The sequence below is a fragment of the Affinirhizobium straminoryzae genome, assembly GCF_007004135.1.
Taxonomy (GTDB): Bacteria; Pseudomonadota; Alphaproteobacteria; order Rhizobiales; family Rhizobiaceae; genus Neorhizobium; species Neorhizobium straminoryzae.
In genome coordinates, this window is record NZ_VJMG01000023.1 from 20,249 (window position 1) to 34,095 (window position 13,847).

Annotated in this window: 15 protein-coding genes and 1 pseudogene; 11 read left to right on the forward strand and 5 right to left on the reverse strand. The window is 65.1% G+C overall.

Features of this window, described 5'->3' with window-relative positions; all coding sequences use genetic code 11:
- Positions 1–123 precede the first annotated feature (123 nt).
- The 6 genes and pseudogenes from FNA46_RS10160 to FNA46_RS10185 all read left to right on the forward strand — a co-directional run.
- A pseudogene (locus tag FNA46_RS10160) lies at positions 124–228 on the forward strand (type II toxin-antitoxin system RelE family toxin); the annotation flags it as partial.
- Positions 225–980 (forward strand): hypothetical protein, encoded by a 756-nt coding sequence (locus FNA46_RS10165; protein WP_143125087.1) that lies wholly within the window; start codon positions 225–227, stop codon positions 978–980. The pseudogene FNA46_RS10160 and the gene FNA46_RS10165, both read left to right, overlap by 4 nt.
- Before the next feature lie 59 nt (positions 981–1,039).
- Entirely contained in the window at positions 1,040–1,474 is a 435-nt protein-coding gene (locus FNA46_RS10170) for a hypothetical protein (RefSeq protein ID WP_143125088.1), read from the forward strand.
- Positions 1,475–1,543: 69 nt separating this feature from the next.
- Entirely contained in the window at positions 1,544–1,918 is a 375-nt protein-coding gene (gene copM / locus FNA46_RS10175; RefSeq protein ID WP_143125089.1) for a CopM family metallochaperone, read from the forward strand.
- Positions 1,919–2,028: 110 nt separating this feature from the next.
- Positions 2,029–2,736: an HAD family hydrolase gene (locus FNA46_RS10180; protein ID WP_143125090.1), complete on the forward strand. Its 708-nt coding sequence runs from the start codon at positions 2,029–2,031 to the stop codon at positions 2,734–2,736.
- Between the two features lie 10 nt (positions 2,737–2,746).
- A complete protein-coding gene (locus tag FNA46_RS10185; protein WP_143125091.1) occupies positions 2,747–3,412 on the forward strand; it encodes a DNA-3-methyladenine glycosylase I in 666 nt (221 codons plus the stop codon).
- 3 nt (positions 3,413–3,415) lie between these two features.
- On the opposite strand, the gene FNA46_RS10190 is transcribed toward FNA46_RS10185, so the two are convergent.
- Positions 3,416–4,045, reverse strand: a complete 630-nt coding sequence (locus tag FNA46_RS10190; protein ID WP_143125092.1) for a DNA-3-methyladenine glycosylase I — start codon at positions 4,043–4,045, stop codon at positions 3,416–3,418.
- 293 nt (positions 4,046–4,338) lie between these two features.
- Here FNA46_RS10190 and FNA46_RS10195 point away from each other — a divergent pair, with 293 nt between their 5' ends.
- Positions 4,339–5,196, forward strand: a complete 858-nt coding sequence (locus FNA46_RS10195; protein ID WP_143125093.1) for a L,D-transpeptidase — start codon at positions 4,339–4,341, stop codon at positions 5,194–5,196.
- 86 nt (positions 5,197–5,282) lie between these two features.
- The gene (locus FNA46_RS10200) at positions 5,283–5,945 is read left to right on the forward strand and encodes an outer membrane protein (protein ID WP_143125094.1); all 663 of its coding nucleotides are present in this window, start codon (positions 5,283–5,285) and stop codon (positions 5,943–5,945) included.
- Between the two features lie 26 nt (positions 5,946–5,971).
- On the opposite strand, the gene glcF is transcribed toward FNA46_RS10200, so the two are convergent.
- The 4 genes from glcF to FNA46_RS10220 are packed head-to-tail and all read right to left on the reverse strand — an operon-like array spanning position 5,972 to position 10,631.
- Positions 5,972–7,270 carry a glycolate oxidase subunit GlcF gene (gene glcF, locus FNA46_RS10205; protein ID WP_143125095.1) on the reverse strand — a complete coding sequence of 433 codons (1,299 nt, stop codon included), beginning with the start codon at positions 7,268–7,270 and terminating at the stop codon, positions 5,972–5,974.
- A gap of 3 nt (positions 7,271–7,273) precedes the next feature.
- Positions 7,274–7,996: an endonuclease NucS domain-containing protein gene (locus tag FNA46_RS10210; RefSeq protein ID WP_143125096.1), complete on the reverse strand. Its 723-nt coding sequence runs from the start codon at positions 7,994–7,996 to the stop codon at positions 7,274–7,276.
- Entirely contained in the window at positions 7,996–9,195 is a 1,200-nt protein-coding gene (locus tag FNA46_RS10215) for an FAD-binding protein (protein ID WP_143125097.1), read from the reverse strand. Before FNA46_RS10215 ends, FNA46_RS10210 begins: the two co-directional genes overlap by 1 nt.
- Positions 9,192–10,631, reverse strand: coding sequence for an FAD-linked oxidase C-terminal domain-containing protein (locus FNA46_RS10220; RefSeq protein WP_143125098.1), 1,440 nt, complete (start codon positions 10,629–10,631; stop codon positions 9,192–9,194). The genes FNA46_RS10215 and FNA46_RS10220 overlap by 4 nt, the downstream gene beginning before the upstream one ends.
- A gap of 305 nt (positions 10,632–10,936) precedes the next feature.
- Between FNA46_RS10220 and FNA46_RS10225 the strand changes: the two genes are divergently transcribed.
- The 3 genes from FNA46_RS10225 to FNA46_RS10235 all read left to right on the forward strand — a co-directional run bounded on the left by FNA46_RS10225 (position 10,937) and on the right by FNA46_RS10235 (position 13,813).
- Entirely contained in the window at positions 10,937–11,401 is a 465-nt protein-coding gene (locus FNA46_RS10225; protein ID WP_143125142.1) for an NUDIX hydrolase, read from the forward strand.
- Between the two features lie 88 nt (positions 11,402–11,489).
- Positions 11,490–13,037 (forward strand): inorganic phosphate transporter, encoded by a 1,548-nt coding sequence (locus FNA46_RS10230; RefSeq protein ID WP_425468706.1) that lies wholly within the window; start codon positions 11,490–11,492, stop codon positions 13,035–13,037.
- 26 nt (positions 13,038–13,063) lie between these two features.
- On the forward strand, positions 13,064–13,813 hold the full coding sequence (locus FNA46_RS10235) for a 16S rRNA (uracil(1498)-N(3))-methyltransferase (protein ID WP_143125099.1): 750 nt from the start codon (positions 13,064–13,066) through the stop codon (positions 13,811–13,813).
- The last annotated feature ends 34 nt before the right edge of the window (positions 13,814–13,847 follow it).

Below are 13,847 nucleotides of genomic sequence, written 5' to 3' on the forward strand. Positions count from 1 at the left end.
TTTGAGCGGTTTCTTAGAGGATGAAGCCACAGGCGGCAAGCCTTGAAGCGGGGGGCAAGGGTGGCAAGGCATCATCCATAGTGCTATGCTTTATCCATGCAGGGACAGCAGTTTGAACATCTTTGGCGCGACAAGGTGGGCGACTACCGTATCATCTGCGAAATCATGGACAGGAAACTGATCGTGCTCGTTGTCGAGATCGGCCATCGCCGCGAGATTTACCGTTGATCCTCGAAGCCCTCGATTACGCCGCCAGCCTGCCGCTGACGCCCAGCCCCTTCCGCCGACATATCGCCGCCTCGGTCAGCCTGCTTGCGCGCGCGAGGCGCTGCGAAAAGGCCTGGGCGCCGCATGAGGCGATGAGTCAGGCGCATGTGCTGGACACGGTGAAGGCCATGCGGCAGCGGCGCACGGCGGTCGTGCTCGGCTCCGGCCTGCTGCGCGACGTTCCCGTCGCGGCCCTTGCCAAAAGCTTCGACACGGTGGTGCTGGTCGATCTGGTACATCTTGCCAGCGTGCGCCTGCGACTTTCGGCGCGGCGCCTGCGCCAGGTGCGGCTGATCCACCGCGATCTCTCGGGCCTCGAGGCGGCGCTCGCCGGCGAGGCCCCGGAACCGCTCGCCTTCCTGCGGCAGGTGCCCTATCTCGATCTCGTCGTCTCCGCCAATCTGCTCTCGCAGATCGGGGTCGGCGCGCGGATGGCGCTCGAGACCTCCGGCAGGGCGGAAGCGGCGCACACCATTCTGCCGCAACTGGCGGCGGCGCATCTCTCCGGCCTTGCTGCCCTGCCCTGCCGCACCTGCCTCATCACCGATGTCTCCTACCGCGTGCTGTCACGCGATGGCAGCGTTCTGGAGGAGGACGATCTTCTCTGCGGCGTGCCCGTGCCGGACCATCGAAAGAGCTGGGACTGGACGGTCGCCCCCTTCGGCGAGCAGGGACCGCACCAGCAGGCGGTGCATCGCGTGATCGCCGCCTGAGGAGACGGCCATGGCCCTCGCCGGCCCATCGCCGGCTGCCCGTCCTTGCATTTTGCCGGATGCGGACTACTCTGAACGACATGCGCCGTTTTGCCTTTCTCCTCGCCCTGCTGGCCTGGCTCTTTCAAGGGCTGATGCCGGCGCTTGCGCTCCCGATGGCAGCGGGCGGAATGCCGATGATGAGGGATCACCCGATGCCGGGCGCCGCGGCGACCATATCGCTGCACCGCCACGGGAAACTGCACGAGACGGCAATGACGGGCGCAGAGCATGCGGACCGGAACGCAGGAAGCGCCGGCCATTGCCGCGACTGCGCCGACACGCACCACAAGACCGGCTGCGCCATGAGCCTCTGTGCCGCCTGTACCTCGCTGGTGCCGCCCCTCGTGCTGGCGGGTGGCCATCCGATGGCGCTGCGCTATCCCGCCCCCCTGCCGGATGCGGTGCTTCTGGACAGGGCGCCCGCGCCGCTTGATCCTCCACCCCGCGCCTGACGAGCCGGACGGCGGTTGATCCGCCCCTTTTTTCCTTTTTGCAACTCGTCAAACACGGGACCAAGACCCATGACAGTCAGAACCGCTCTTACCGCCGGCCTCGTCGCCGCGCTCTTCACCCTGCCCGCACCCCTGCCAGCCCTCGCAGACGACATGTCGGCCCATTCCGGCCATGCCATGAACGGTGCCGACGCCTCGACCAAGGGCTTCGAGGCAGCCAACATGACCATGCACAAGGCCATGGCCATCCCCTATACCGGCAATGCCGATGTCGATTTCGTCCGCTCGATGATCCCGCATCATCAGGGCGCCATCGACATGGCCAAGGTGGAACTGGCCCACGGCAAGGACCCGGCCATCCGCAAGATCGCCGAGGACGTCATCGCGGCGCAGGAAGCCGAGATTGCCGTGATGAAGGCGTGGCTGGCCAAACACGGCCAGTAAGGCACGCGCGAAGGGCCCTGGCCGCACCCCGCAATGGCGCGCTGGCGCGCCATTGCATTGGCCGCAGACGGGATTAGTTTAATCGCGTCGTCCTGAGGAAGAGGCCCGCCATGACCATCCGCCCGCTGACCGTCATCGGCTTCGATGCCGATGACACGCTCTGGCAGAACGAGCAGTATTACAAGCTGACGGAGAGCCATTTCCGCGATCTTCTCGCCGATTATGCCGAGGGCGACCACGTCTCGGAGCGCCTGCTGGAGGCGGAAAAGCGCAACCTTGCCTATTACGGTTTCGGCATCAAGGGTTTTACGCTGTCGATGATCGAAACCGCGCTGGAGGTGACCGAAGGCAAGGCGCCGGCCGAGGTGGTGGGCCGGATTCTTTCGATCGGCCGCGAGCTTCTGTCCCACCCCGTCGAATGCCTGCCGCATGCGCGCGACACCCTGGAGGCGCTGTGCGGCCAATACTTCCTCGTGCTGATCACCAAGGGGGACCTCTTCGACCAGGAGCGCAAGCTGGCGCAATCCGGGCTCGGCGATTACTTCGACGCCGTGGAAGTGGTCTCCGACAAGACCGCCACCACCTATCGCCGCATCTTCGGCAAGCATGGCGATGGTCCGGAACAGGCGATGATGATCGGCAATTCGCTGAAATCCGACGTGGTGCCGGCGCTGGCCGCCGGCAGCTGGGGCGTGTTCGTGCCGCATGCGCTGACCTGGGTGCTGGAGCATGTGGAAAAGCCGGCGGAAGCGCCGCGTTTCCGCGAGATCGACGATCTCGGCGGAGTGAAGCCGCTGATCGACGATATCTGCAGCTGAGAGGACGGCCATGCGCAGCTTTGACGACATCTGGACACTTGCCGTCGAGCGCAAGGGCGAAGAGGCCGTGCGCGAGGCCCTGCAGTTTCCGAAGCCGGCAGCCGAGATTGCCGCCATGACCGACGACCGGTTCCTTGCGCTGATGACCCGCTGCATCTTCCAGTCCGGCTTCAACTGGAAGGTCGTGGATGCCATGTGGCCGGGGTTCGAGGCCGCCTTCGAAGGCTTCGACATCGGTCCTTGCGCCATGCTGCATGACGAGGATTTCGGCCGGCTGGTCTCCGACACGCGGATCATCCGGCATGGCCAGAAGATCAAGTCCGTGCAGGAAAACGCGGTGTTCCTCGCAGATCTCGCCCGCGACCACGGCTCCGCCGGAGCCTTCTTCGCAGGCTGGCCGGCAGAGAACTATATCGGCCTGCTCGATCTCCTGCAGAAGAAGGGTTCCCGGCTCGGCGGCAATACGGGGCCGTATTTTCTGCGCCTTGCCGGGCTGGAAAGCTTCATCCTGTCGCAAAGCGTCGTGAACCGGCTGGTGGCCGAAGACGTGGTGAGCAAGGCGCCGACCTCGGCCCGCGACAAGGCGGCGGTGCAGGCCGCCTTCAACACGTGGAGAAATCAGTCCGGCCGCTCGCTGACCGAAATCAGCCGCGTGCTGGCGCTCAGCATCGATTAAGCCTTACGGCCGCGCGAAGGCTGCCCGTTCCGCATCTGCCTCCGGCTGGCGATAGCAGCCATCCAGATGATCGTTGACGAGGCCCATCGCCTGCATGAAGGCGTAAACGGTGGTCGGGCCGACAAAGGTCCAGCCGCGCTTCTTCAGGTCCTTCGACAGGCGGATGGAGGTCGGCGTCGTGGGGTTGGCGCGCAACGTTTCCAGATCCATCACGGCGGGACGTTCGCCGGGCTTCGGCTCGTAGGACCAGAAGAAGCTTGCCAGCGAGCCGAATTCGTCGCGCAGTTCCACCGCACGCCTGGCATTGTTGATGGTGGAAACGATCTTGCCGCGATGGCGGATGATGCCGGCATCCGCCACGCAGCGCTCGATATCCGCTTCGCCGAAGGTGGCAACGCGCTTGAAATCGAAGCCGGCGAAGGCAGCGCGGAAATTCTCGCGCTTGCGCAGGATCGTCAGCCACGAGAGGCCGGACTGAAACCCTTCAAGGCAGATCTTCTCGAACAGGCGGATGTCATCGGTGACCGGGCGGCCCCATTCCTCGTCGTGATAGCGCTCGTAATCGGCAAGGCCCTGATGCCAGAAGCAGCGGCAGCGGCCGTCCGCGCCCTCGATGATACCCGGTTTCGTCATGAAAACTCCTCTCAAGATCCCCGCGCCCTGGCACGAACGGGCGACCCCTTCCACCCGAAACATGCCATCCGAAATCTGCCGCCGGCGATCGGTGCGCCAGCCCGGACGGCGGGAGCTTTACCAGTCCTTTACCCCGTTTCCAAACGATGCATTAACCCTGCCGTCCGGTTTGCAAAAACCCGCGGATTTTCAGGAGCCTGCATTTACCGTTCGGTGGCGGTTGCAGCGCAGTTTCTGGGGCATGAGGATGCCGGCCGGCCGCCGGCGTCAACCCTTTGGAAAGGATGTCGCGGATGCAGCGCCCCTGGACACGTTTCGACAAGACCCTGATTCTGATCGGCACAGGCCTGCAGGTCTTCGTCGCGCCCGCTGCCGCCGAGGAGCGCTACCGCGAACGGCCGCCGGTGATCGTCAGCCCGGACCTGACGGCACCGTGGATCCGGCAACTGGGAGGCGCGGTTCCAGCGAACGCGCCCGCGGCCGCCTCCCCGGTCAGCGCCGGCCGTTCCCAGACAGGCCTGCCCGCCACGCCGTTTCGCCAGATAGCCGTGGCGCCGCCGGTCGCGGCACCCCGAACGCAATCCACACAGATCCGCCCGCGCCAGCCGGAGCTATCGCTGCCGGCCGCCGCTTCGGTCGCCACCCCGGTTCAGACGGCCGCCATGCAGCCGATCCCGGTGATCCGCAGCCGGCTGGAACCGCAATTCCTGCCGCAGATCGTCGACTATGACACGCGCGAGACGCCGGGCACCATCGTCATCGATACGCCGCACCGCTTCCTCTATCTGGTGCTGGAGGACGGCAAGGCTAAACGGTATGGCGTCGGCGTCGGCAAGCCGGGCTTCGAATGGGCAGGCGCCCACAAGGTGACCCGCAAGGCCGAATGGCCGGACTGGCACCCGCCGAAGGAGATGATCACCCGCGAGGCGGCGAAAGGGCATTATCTGCCCGCCTCCATGCAGGGTGGCCCGGAAAACCCGCTCGGCGCACGCGCGCTCTACCTTGGCTCGACCCTCTACCGCATCCACGGCACCAATGCCCCCTGGACGATCGGCAGCGGCGTCTCCTCCGGCTGCATCCGCATGCGCAATGAGGATGTCACCGATCTTTACGAGCGCGTTCCCATCGGAACCACAGTCATCGTGATGTGAGGCAGGGCGGCAACAGGTTTGTCATGTGCCTGTCATGCCCGGCCGCTTAGCTTGGCATCACGCTAACGGGACCCAGGGCATCCGTCATGATTCTTCGCAATGCCATCCATACTGCCGCCCTGCTGGCCGGCTGCCTCTTCGTCAGTGCCGCTCAAGCCGGCGATTTCGAAATCTCCGGCTATGGCGGCTGGCAGTCGGCACCGCACAGCCATGTGGATGTCAGCGACCAGCCGGGTTTCGGCGCCGGCTGGGAAGGCAAATCATTCGCAAGCCCGCCCTACTGGGGCATCCGCGGCACCTACTGGTTCGACGGCGGCGCGCTGTCCAACCTCGGCATCTCGCTCGATTACACGCATGACAAGGTCTATGCAGACGACGAGACCATGGCCAAGGCCGGCTGGTCGCATTTCGAGTTCACCGACGGGCTGAACATCCTGACGCTGAACGCGCTCTACCGCTTCCCGCTGCAGGACCTGCCGATCACGCCTTATGTCGGCGCCGGCGTCGGCATCAACGTGCCGCATGTGGAAGTCACCCGCCCCTCCGGCAAGACCTTCGACTACCAGTTCGGCGGCGCAACGATCCAGGCCCAGGCGGGCGTCAGCTACCGCTTCACCGACAACTGGTCGGCCTTCCTGGAATACAAGGGCACCTACAACTGGATCGATGTCGATATCGACAGCAATGCCTCGCTGAAGACCGACATCATCACCCATGCGGTGAATTTCGGCGTGTCCTACAAGTTCTGACCGGCAGGCCCGACGCCGTCACGCCATCAGGCCGGAAGCCTTGCGGGTTTCGGCCCGCCATAGGCCCAGTCCAGCAGTTCCACCGTGTGCAGCACCGGGATCTCGGTTCCGGTGCGGATCTGGGTGATGCAGCCGATATTGCCGGTAGCGACCACATCCGGTTTCGTGGCCTCCAGATTGCGCACCTTGCGCTGCTTGAGCTGGCCAGAAATCTCCGGCTGGAGGATATTGTAGGTGCCGGCGGAGCCGCAGCAGAGATGGCCTTCCGCCGGATCCTTCACGGCAAAGCCCGCCGCCTTCAAGAGGTTTTTCGGCTGCAGCGTGATCTTCTGCCCGTGCTGCATCGAGCAGGCGGAATGATAGGCCACCGTCAGCCCACGCGTCTCCAGCCGCGGCAGATCGAGGGTCGCCAGATATTCGGTGATGTCGCGGGCGAGTGCCGAAACGCGGGCCGCCTTCTCCGCATAGGCCGGGTCGAGCCGCAGCATGTGGCCGTAATCCTTGATCGTGGTGCCGCAGCCGGACGCGGTGATCAGGATGGCATCGAGCCCCTCCCCCTCGATCTCGGCCATCCAGGCATCGATATTGCGGCGGGCGAAATCGAGCGCATCGGCCTCGCGGCCCATGTGATGCACCAGCGCGCCGCAGCAGCCCTCACCCTTCGGCGTGACCACCGCCACGCCGAAGCGGGCAAGCAGGCGGCGGGTGGCGGCATTGATGCCGGGATCGAGCACCGGCTGGGCGCACCCTTCGAGAAGGGCGACGCGGCCACGGCGAAGGCCAGGGGCAACCACAGCCTCCCCTGATGGAGCCGGCGCTGCGGGCAACGTCTGCGGCGCAAGCGAGAGCATGGCGGCAAAGGAAGACAGCGCCTTGACGCGCGAAAGAACCGGCGCCAGCGGCCGGGCAAGGCCCGCAAGCGTCAGCGCCGCACGGAACCGTGCCGGATAGGGCAGGATCGCCGCCAGCAGCGCCCGGGTGAAACGGTCGAGCGGCGGGCGCGTATAGGTCTTTTCGATATGCACCCGTGCGTGATCGACGAGATGCATGTAATCGACGCCGGAGGGACAGGTGGTGGTGCAGGAAAGGCAGGAGAGACAGCGGTCAATGTGCTTCACCACCTCCGCATCGGCCGGGCGGCCGTTTTCCAGCATGTCCTTGATGAGGTAGATGCGCCCGCGCGGGCTGTCCAGCTCGTTGCCCAGCGTCACATAGGTGGGACAGGTGGCCGTGCAGAAGCCGCAATGCACGCAGCGCCGCAGGATCTTTTCCGATTCCGCCACCTGCGGATCGACAAGCTGTTCGGCGGTGAAGGATGTCTGCATGGGTCAGGCCATTTCCTCGAAGGTGAAGGAGATCGAATAACGCATGAGCGTGAGGTTCGGCACCGCGCGGGAAGCCGCAATCGTGCGCTTGTCGAAATCATGCGCCACGATGATGCCGCGCACGCGCGAGGCGCCATCCTCCTCCATGATGTCGCCCATGTAGCCGAGGATCTGGCCGACGACGCGCGCATCCGTTTTTCCGGCCTTCAGCTCCACGACAACGCTCGCCCCGGCTCGGTCCTGGCAGAAGATGTCGATAAAGCCGGAGGACACGGCGCGCTCGGCGCCATCATCGGCGATGGTCAGCCCCTGCTCCAGCCGGGCGATGTCGCGGCGAAGGGCCGCCTGCATGTCCCGCTCCAGCGAAAGCTTCTGTTTTTCATGGGCGATCTCGGGCAGGGCAGCCGCTTCCGGCAAAACTGCCGCAGCATCCAGCGTGGATTCGTTGAGGAACTTGCGGTAGCGCACCACCGCATTCTTGTAGGATTGCAGGTTGTTGCGGATATTGCCGTCGAACACCAGCCGCGATGGATTGGGCCGGCCCGCCTTCTCGTCGGCGCTGGTATAGACCAGCTCGGCGATCAGCGCGTCATAGCCACCGGCGCCCCAGATCTCGTCGAGATTGCCATAGGCCTGCTCTACGCGCGAAACGCGATGAAGCTGGGCGTTGCGCGTGTTGTCGGAATATTCCTGTGCGACAAGCCAGTCCTTGTAGTCCGCCCGCATCAGGTGATCCTCCGGGCGAAGACGCCGAACGGATCAAGCGAGAGGCGGACCCGCTGGGTGAGCACCGCGACGGGGTCCGGCAGCGGCTCGAAGGGAGCAATCGCCTGCCGCATGCGCTCCGACGCCCGCATCAGCGTGGCATGGCCGCCGCCGAAATGGGCGATGACGCGGCGCAGCAGGTCTGCCTCGGGATCGGCTTCCATCCGCATCCAGACAAGCCCGCCCTGCCAGTCATAGAAGACGTCGATGCCCGCCTCCTGCCGCAGCGCCGCGACCACCTGAAAGCCGGCGGAGGGCGCGACGGAGACACGCCAGACCGGGCGACAGGTATTGTCGGTGTAGGGCGCGACGTCGCGAATCTGTCGCCAGAGGTGAGCGCTGGCCTCGTTTTCGATCGCCGACACCGGAGCATGACGGCCCAGCAGTTCCCGAAGGCGGGCGGCCCGCACGGACACCGAGGCGGAAAGTCCCTCCAGCCGCAGCACGGTTGCAGCCCCCTCCGGCAGATGCCCGCCGAGAAAACGGCCGCGCACGCTTTCCGGCAGATGCGCCGCAGCGGACACTTCGAGCGGCAGCCCCATGGCTGTCGCCATCACCCGCGTTGCAGCCTCGTCATCAAGGCCGGAGACGATCACGGTCTGCTCGGTCTGCGGACGCGGCAGCACGCGGAAGGTCACCTCCGTCAGGAAGCCAAGCGTCCCCTGCGACCCGGCGAGAAGCTTGACGAGATCAAGCCCGGTGACGTTCTTCATCACGCGTCCGCCGGCGCGGATCGCCTCGCCGCGACCGTTGACGAAGCGGATGCCGAGCAGGCTGTCGCGCGCGGCCCCGGCCGACAGCCGCCGCGAGCCGGAGGCATTGGTGGCAAACACGCCGCCGATCGTCGGCTCACCCTCGGTGCCCATGATCGCCCGGTGGTCGATCGGATCAAAGGACAGCATCTGGCCGCTTTCCAGCAGCGCCTCCTCGATCTCGCCAAGCGGGGTGCCGGCCCGCGCCGTCATCACCATCTCGGCCGGATCATAGGCGACGATGCCGGAGATACCGGCAGAGCGCAGCACCGCATCGGCTTCGACCGGCCGGCCGAAACCGATGCGGGTATTGCCGCCCGAAATCGCCAGCGTGCGGCCACCTTCAGCGGCAGCGCGGATCATGCCGGCCGCTTCCTCCTCGCAGACAGGAACCAGAATCGCGCTCATGCGGCCGGCCGCCCTTCCAGCGGAAACACCTTGGACGGGTTCATCAGCCATTGCGCATCGAAGGCGGCGCGCACCGCCATCTGCTGGGCAAGGTCCGCCTCGGAATACTGGTGGCGCATCAGGTCCCGCTTCTCGATTCCCACGCCGTGCTCGCCGGTCAGACAGCCGCCGGCATCGACACACAGTTTCAGGATCTCGTTGCCAGCGGCCTCGGCTTTAGCGGCTTCGACGGGATCATTGGCATTGAACAGGATCAGCGGATGCATGTTGCCATCGCCGGCATGGAAGACATTGGCAACGCGCAGCCCGAAGCCAGCAACGATCTCGCCGGTGCGCTTCAGCACATAAGGCAGCTGGCTGAGCGGCACCGTGCCATCCATGCAGATATAATCGGCAATGCGGCCCGTCGCGCCAAAGGCGGACTTGCGGCCCTTCCAGATCAGCGCCGCCTCCGTCGCCGACTGGCACTCGCGCACGGTCAGCACGCCGTGGCGCCGCGCGATCTCGACGATGAGCGCAAGCATCGCATCCATCTCCGCCTCCGATCCCTCCACCTCGACGATCAGCAGCGCGCCGACATCGAGCGGATAGCCGGCCTTGGCAAAGGCCTCGCAGATCTCGATGGCGGGCTTGTCCATGAATTCGATGGCGACCGGGATGATGCCCGAACCGATCACATCGGCCACGCAGGCGCCCGCCTCTTCCGAAGTGTCGAAGCCGAACAGCACGGGGCGCGCGCCCTCCGGCTTTGCGAGGATCCGCACGGTTGCTTCGGTCACGATGCCGAGCTGGCCTTCCGAGCCGCAGACGAGACCGAGAAGATCGTAGCCGGCGGCATCCAGATGCTTGCCGCCCAGTGCGATCACCGTGCCGTCGACCAACACCAGCTTGACGCCGAGCAGGTTGTTGGTGGTGACGCCGTATTTCAGACAGTGCGCACCGCCGGAATTCATGCCGATATTGCCGCCGATGGTGCAGGCAAGCTGCGAACTCGGATCCGGCGCATAGAAAAAACCTTCCGGCGACACTGCATCGGAAATTGCGAGATTGGTGACGCCCGCCTGCACGGTGGCGGTGCGGTTGGCGGTATCGATCTCGAGAATGCGCGACAGGCGCGACAGGCCGATCACCACCGCATCCTCCTGCGGAATGGCGCCGCCGCACAGCGACGTTCCAGCGCCGCGCGGCACAACGGGTATGCCGTAGCGATGGCAGTATTTGAGCACCGCCGCGACCTCCGCCGTGCTGGTCGGCAGCGCGACCGCCAGCGGCAGCCGCCGATAGGACACGAAGGCATCCGTTTCGAAGGGCACCAGTTCGCGCGGCTCATGCACCAGGCCTTCGGGCGGCAGCAAGTCCGCCAGATCGGCAATGATGGTTGCGCGGCGCGCCAGCACATCGGCTCGCGGTTTCAGGAATGCGATCGTTTCGGACACGTCGTCTCCTCCAACTGCCCAGATATTCTTCCTCTCACGGATCAGGCTTCGCCTTCAAGCGCTACCTTTCGCTCATCTGACGCCCGTCAAATGATGGGGAATATTCAAGCAGCCTCTTATATTTCAGCTTCGCGCAACCTGAATGTGTTATAACTCGTTCGACTGACGCAAAGGCCGCATCAATTTTCGGTTTGTGTCGCAAATGAACAGCTGTGCAAGCAGAATTTTGTGTTAGGAGTTTCCTCGAAATCCGGAGTTCCACGAAAGTGAGTCTTCTCAGCCAGATCGCCACCGACCTTCGCCTGATGTTGCAGCGCCCGCCGCAGCAGCAATATGCCGCGCTGTGCTACCGGTTCCATCCGGCCCATGGCCTGCAGATATTGCTTCTGACGAGCCGCGAGACGCGCCGCTGGGTGATTCCGAAGGGCTGGCCGATGAAGGGCAAGAAGGCCCATGCCGTGGCCGAGCGGGAAGCCTATGAGGAAGCGGGCGTTCGGGGCAAGGCGGAGAAGGACCCCTTTGGCTTCTTCGCCTATGTAAAGACGCGCAAGACAGGGGTGAAAGTGCCCGTGCGCGTGCAGGTTCATGCCCTGCAGGTGGACGAGATGCTGGAAAGTTTTCCGGAGAAGGAAAGCCGCGTGCTGGACTGGGTGTCCTGCCGGGAAGCAGCGGGCCGTGTCCAGGAAGCGGAACTGCGCAACCTCATTCTGGCCTTCGAGCGCCGCATGACACCGCAGCCGGCGGAGCCGATGCGTGCTGTGGGAGGCTGAGACCCGTAGCGGTCGTCACCGTGGCGTCGCTTTCTCGCGCTAGACTTCGCCTCTGGCCGCAACAACCCGGAATGGCAGTGCATTTATTGTGACGACACCGACCGATAGCCGGCCTGACGATGCCGGCTCCGCCGCAACGCCGGCCCCCGGGCGGAAGGCGACGCTGGACAAGGATCTGGCGCGCATCGCCTCCGTGGAAAGCGCCTCCATGCACCTTGGCCGCCGGCTGGCGGCGCCGGGCGCGGCTTTTCTTTTCCTCATTGCCGTCACGATCTTTTCCGCCGTCGCCGTGGTCGGCCATGCCGCGGTCGTGGTCGTGATCGCGGCTGCGGTGCTGGCGGCCTACATGGCGATGAACATCGGCGCCAACGACGTTGCCAACAATATCGGGGCCGCAGTCGGCGCGCGGGTGCTGAGCCTTGGTCTTGGCCTTGCGATCGCAGCCGTCTGCGAGGTGGCCGGCGCATTGCTGGCCGGCACCGCCGTGGCAGATACCATCGCCAACGGCATTCTCTACGCAGACAAGGTCGCCAACCCCGCCTATTACATCTGGGCGATGATGGCAGCGCTCCTCGGGGCCGCGATCTGGATCAACGTCGCCACCTGGATCGGCGCCCCGATTTCCACCACGCATGCGATCGTGGGTGGCGTGCTGGGCGGCGGCATTGCGGCGGCCGGCGTCTCGGCGGTCAACTGGACGGTGCTGTCCGGCATCGCCGCAAGCTGGCTGCTTTCCCCTCTGCTCGGCGCGGCGATTGCCATTGCGGTCCTGGCCTTCATCAAGACCTTCATTATCTACACGCCGGACAAGATCGCCGCGGCCCGGCGCTGGGTGCCGGTGCTGATCGGCGTGATGTTCGGGGCCTTTTCGACCTATATCGTTCTGATCGTCTCCTTTGCCGATCTGGACCTGCGACTGGTGGATGCCGTCCTTGTCGGCATTCCCGTCGGCCTCGCGGCCTGGCTCGTCAGCATTCCCCTGGTGCGACGCAAGGCGGCAGGACTCGACAACCGAAACCAGTCGCTGAAAACGCTGTTCCAGGTGCCGCTCGTCTTTTCCGCAGCCCTTCTCTCCTTCGCGCATGGCGCCAATGATGTTGCCAATGCGGTAGGCCCTCTTGCGGCGGTCGTCTCGGCCTCGCAAGACCAGCCGCTCGTGGGCGCCTCCCCGATCCCCGTCTGGGAACTGCTGATCGGCGGGCTCGGCATTTCCTGCGGCCTGCTGCTGTTCGGGCCGAAACTTATCAACCTCGTCGGCAAGGAAATCACCCGGCTCAATCCGGTGCGTGCCTATTGCGTGGCGCTGTCGGCCGGCGTCACCGTCATCCTCGCCTCAAGCCTCGGCATTCCCGTCAGTTCGACGCATATCGCCGTCGGCTCGGTGTTCGGGGTCGGTCTCTACCGCGAATGGTACATGACACATTCACGCCGCCGGCAGGCCTTCATGGCGATGAAGGCGCGGGAGAGACAGCCGGCGCGGCGCAAGAAGGACGTGAACACGGCAGAGATCCGCCGGCGCCATCTGGTGCGCCGCTCGCATCTGTTGACCATCATCGGCGCCTGGACCATCACCGTTCCGCTCTCGGCAGCCCTTGCGGGTGGCCTCGCTTTGCTTATGTTCCGGCTCTTCATCTGACCGAACCGCCCGCAGGATATTTCAGGATGCGCGCCAATTTTCGCATGCAGCGGCTTTTCGCCGATGTTCCCCTCGCCGCCGGATCCCCGGTCGAGGCGACCGCCGAACAGTTCAACTACCTCGTCAACGTGCTGCGGATGCAGGAGGCCGACGAAGTGCTGCTGTTCAACGGTCGCGACGGCGAGTGGAGGGCAAGGCTGCAGTTTGCAAGCCGCAAGAAGCTGCAGATGCAGCCCCTCGAGCAGACCCGCCCGCAGGACCCGCTGCCGGACCTGCATTATCTCTTCGCGCCCCTGAAGGTCGGCCGTCTCGACTATCTCGTGCAGAAGGCGGTGGAAATGGGAGCCGGCACGCTGCAGCCGGTGATGACCCAGCATGTGCAGGGCAAGATCACCAGCCTGGAGCGGCTGCAGGCCAATGTGATGGAGGCGGCCGAGCAATGCGGCATCCTGGCGGTGCCGGCCGTTTTGCCGCCGGTGAAGCTGAAGGACCTGCTGGAGCGCTGGCCCGCAGAGCGGCGCATCCTCTTCTGCGACGAAGGGGCAGACAGCCACAATCCGCTGCCGATCCTTGGACAGATTTCGGAGCGGAAGCTTGCGCTTCTCATCGGTCCGGAAGGCGGCTTCTCGCAGGAGGAGCGCACCATGCTGCATGCGCTTGACTTCGTCACCGCCATCCCGCTCGGGCCGCGCATCCTGCGCGCCGATACCGCAGCGGTGGCCGCCCTTGCAGTGGTGCAGGCCGTGCTCGGCGACTGGGCCCAACCGCCTGCCTGAGCGTGCTTTCAGAGAAATTCACTTGCGCCGTTTC

Bases quoted from the DNA above. Each gene is read 5' to 3' on its own strand.
- FNA46_RS10180 (WP_143125090.1), top strand. From the start codon at position 2,029: ATGACCATCCGCCCGCTGACCGTCATCGGCTTCGATGCCGATGACACG.
- FNA46_RS10170 (WP_143125088.1), top strand. From the start codon at position 1,040: ATGCGGACTACTCTGAACGACATGCGCCGTTTTGCCTTTCTCCTCGCC.
- FNA46_RS10225 (WP_143125142.1), top strand. From the start codon at position 10,937: ATGTTGCAGCGCCCGCCGCAGCAGCAATATGCCGCGCTGTGCTACCGG.
- FNA46_RS10185 (WP_143125091.1), top strand. From the start codon at position 2,747: ATGCGCAGCTTTGACGACATCTGGACACTTGCCGTCGAGCGCAAGGGC.
- FNA46_RS10195 (WP_143125093.1), top strand. From the start codon at position 4,339: ATGCAGCGCCCCTGGACACGTTTCGACAAGACCCTGATTCTGATCGGC.
- FNA46_RS10190 (WP_143125092.1), bottom strand. From the start codon at position 4,045: ATGACGAAACCGGGTATCATCGAGGGCGCGGACGGCCGCTGCCGCTGC.
- glcF (WP_143125095.1), bottom strand. From the start codon at position 7,270: ATGCAGACATCCTTCACCGCCGAACAGCTTGTCGATCCGCAGGTGGCG.
- FNA46_RS10235 (WP_143125099.1), top strand. From the start codon at position 13,064: ATGCGCGCCAATTTTCGCATGCAGCGGCTTTTCGCCGATGTTCCCCTC.
- FNA46_RS10215 (WP_143125097.1), bottom strand. From the start codon at position 9,195: ATGAGCGCGATTCTGGTTCCTGTCTGCGAGGAGGAAGCGGCCGGCATG.
- FNA46_RS10210 (WP_143125096.1), bottom strand. From the start codon at position 7,996: ATGCGGGCGGACTACAAGGACTGGCTTGTCGCACAGGAATATTCCGAC.
- copM (WP_143125089.1), top strand. From the start codon at position 1,544: ATGACAGTCAGAACCGCTCTTACCGCCGGCCTCGTCGCCGCGCTCTTC.
- FNA46_RS10200 (WP_143125094.1), top strand. From the start codon at position 5,283: ATGATTCTTCGCAATGCCATCCATACTGCCGCCCTGCTGGCCGGCTGC.